The 2,676-nt window shown below is 45.5% G+C and carries 3 protein-coding genes and 1 pseudogene; 3 read left to right on the top strand and 1 reads right to left on the bottom strand.

The annotated features are described in order from the left end of the window. Positions 1–1,085: tryptophan synthase subunit beta (gene trpB, locus SMIDD26_RS07885; RefSeq protein ID WP_061439760.1), on the top strand; the 1,085-nt coding region annotated here is incomplete at its 5' end. Beyond that, positions 1,078–1,854 (top strand): tryptophan synthase subunit alpha, encoded by a 777-nt coding sequence (trpA, locus tag SMIDD26_RS07880; protein WP_061439759.1) that lies wholly within the window; start codon positions 1,078–1,080, stop codon positions 1,852–1,854. The genes trpB and trpA, both read left to right, overlap by 8 nt. Here trpA and SMIDD26_RS07875 read toward each other — a convergent pair. Continuing rightward, positions 1,826–2,485, bottom strand: coding sequence for a prepilin peptidase (locus SMIDD26_RS07875; protein WP_061439758.1), 660 nt, complete (start codon positions 2,483–2,485; stop codon positions 1,826–1,828). The genes trpA and SMIDD26_RS07875 overlap by 29 nt on opposite strands. Positions 2,486–2,554: 69 nt before the next feature. On the opposite strand from SMIDD26_RS07875, the pseudogene SMIDD26_RS13180 reads away from it, so the two are divergent. Next, positions 2,555–2,676 (top strand): annotated as a pseudogene (locus SMIDD26_RS13180) (GNAT family N-acetyltransferase); the annotation flags it as partial.

The raw sequence follows: 2,676 nt of genomic DNA, 5'->3' as shown, positions 1-2,676 counted from the left end.
AATTAAACCAACTTTTGCGCCAGTATGTGGGACGTGAAACTCCTCTTTACTACGCAAAAAACTTGACCCAGCATATCGGCGGAGCCAAGATTTATCTCAAACGTGAAGACCTTAACCATACAGGGGCCCACAAGATTAACAATGCCTTGGGACAAGTTCTTCTGGCTAAACGCATGGGCAAAAAGAAAATTATTGCTGAAACAGGTGCTGGTCAGCACGGTGTGGCAACTGCAACTGCTGCATCCCTCTTTAACATGGAATGTACTATCTACATGGGTGAGGAAGATGTTAAACGCCAAGCACTCAATGTGTTCCGTATGGAGCTTTTGGGAGCTAAGGTCGAGGCAGTGACAGACGGTTCGCGCGTGCTCAAGGATGCGGTCAATGCAGCTCTTCGTTCATGGGTGGCAAATATCGACGACACCCACTATATCCTTGGTTCTGCCTTGGGGCCTCATCCATTCCCAGAAATCGTTCGTGACTTCCAAAGTGTCATTGGTCGAGAAGCTAAACAACAGTATCGCGATATGACAGGTCAAGATCTGCCAGATGCCCTAGTAGCTTGTGTTGGTGGTGGGTCGAATGCCATCGGTCTCTTCCATCCCTTTGTAGAAGATGAGTCAGTAGCTATGTATGGAGCTGAAGCAGCAGGACTTGGTGTGGATACAGAGCACCACGCAGCTACCTTGACCAAGGGTCGTCCGGGTGTCCTTCACGGTTCCCTCATGGATGTGCTCCAAGATGCCCATGGTCAAATTCTTGAAGCCTTCTCTATCTCAGCAGGTTTGGACTATCCTGGTATCGGTCCAGAACATTCTCACTACCACGATATTAAACGTGCCAGCTATGTCCCTGTGACAGACGAAGAAGCCTTGGAAGGATTCCAACTCTTGTCTCGTGTGGAAGGGATTATCCCAGCCTTGGAATCTAGCCACGCTATTACCTTTGCGGTGAAATTGGCCAAAGAACTTGGACCAGACAAGTCCATGATTGTCTGCCTATCGGGTCGTGGGGACAAGGATGTGGTTCAAGTCAAGGACCGCTTGGAAGCAGATGCAGCAAAGAAGGGAGAAGCTCATGCCTAAGACACTAACAGAAAAATTGAATGCTATAAAAGCAACTGGAAAAGGAATTTTCGTTCCCTATATCATGGCTGGAGACCACGAAAAAGGTTTGGATGGACTAGGAGAAACAATCCACTTTTTAGAAGATTTGGGTGTTTCGGCTATTGAAGTGGGTATTCCCTTTTCAGACCCAGTTGCAGATGGGCCTGTTATCGAAGAAGCTGGCTTGCGCAGTTTAGCCCACGGGACCTCTACCCAGGCTTTGGTCGAAACCTTGAAAACCATTGAAACAGAGATCCCGCTGGTCATCATGACCTACTTCAACCCCCTCTTTCAGTACGGTGTTGAGAACTTTGTCAAAGATTTGGCAGATACAGCGGTTAAGGGTTTGATTATTCCAGACCTGCCTCATGAGCATGTCAACTTTGTGGAGCCATTTTTGGCAGATACAGACATTGCTTTGATTCCTCTAGTTAGTTTGACAACAGGCCTTGACCGCCAAAAAGAGTTGATCAAGGGAGCAGAAGGCTTCGTCTATGCCGTTGCCATCAATGGGGTGACAGGGAAGTCAGGCAATTACCGTGCAGACTTGGACAAGCACTTGGCACAACTTCATCAAGTGGCTGACATTCCAGTCTTGACAGGATTTGGCGTATCTAGTCAAGACGATGTAGAACGTTTCAATGCGGTATCAGATGGCGTTATCGTCGGTTCAAAAATCGTAAAAGCTCTCCATCAAGGAGAGCCGATTCAGGACTTTATCAAACAAGCAGTAGCTTACCAAAAATAATCACACAAGCAGCAAGTAAGAGGAAAGGCACGAAAGGAAGTCTTTCCTTTTTCTTTTGTAGGAGAAAGGCTAGAATCCCTGTAGCAGAAGCAAACTGAATCAAGATGAGTAATTCTGTTGCGCTAAAGACGATAGCACAAGAAGCTAAAAAGAGAAAATCCCCTGCACCCATGCGGATATCGATAAAATGAGCCACAATTCCAAGAGCAAGGAAGAAGACCATGACTAGATTCCAGCCAGAGGAAGCCATGAGGATTAGGTGGAAAGTCATCCAGACCAGTAAGGGATATTCCTGATGGCGAAAGTCGTAGATGCCCAAGGTCAAACCAGCAGTGATTAGAATGACTTGTCCCAAGGAAAGTAATCCCCAATAGTAAAGCAGAAAAATGAGCCCTAAGACTAATTCAAAGAGTGCATACCAGATAGGATAAGTAGCCTTGCAGTAGCGACAGCAAAAGTGATTAAAAACCTGTGAGAGAATCGGAATCAAATCTAAGGGATGCAAGCGAGTCTGACAGGAATCGCAGTGACTAGCAGGTTGGATAATGGATTGCTCAGGAAAACGGTCAATGACCAAACCAAGAAAGGAAGCGAGAATGCTCCCGACAAGAAAAAAATAAAAATCAATCATACTTATCTATTCGTAAAAAATAGGAGAAGTAGTATAATGGAGAAATATAGATAAGATGGTGAGGAAAAGATGACAATTCGTTTTGAAGAAAAGGTGAGTATAGAAAACGCTCAACGCGTATGTCAATGGTCCAATTCCCTTGGCAAAGTCTTTCAAGAACAATGGATGGGACCAATGATTTCTTTTCCCTT

Source organism: Streptococcus mitis (genome assembly GCF_001579035.1).
GTDB classification, from domain to species: Bacteria; Bacillota; Bacilli; order Lactobacillales; family Streptococcaceae; genus Streptococcus; species Streptococcus mitis_J.
The sequence above is the reverse complement of the archived record's forward strand: the minus strand, read 5'-3'. Positions and strand labels throughout refer to the sequence as shown.

What these genes read in the sequence shown, in the direction of transcription:
- trpA (WP_061439759.1), top strand. Translation starts at nt 1,078, where the DNA reads ATGCCTAAGACACTAACAGAAAAATTGAATGCTATAAAAGCAACTGGA.
- SMIDD26_RS07875 (WP_061439758.1), bottom strand. Translation starts at nt 2,485, where the DNA reads ATGATTGATTTTTATTTTTTTCTTGTCGGGAGCATTCTCGCTTCCTTT.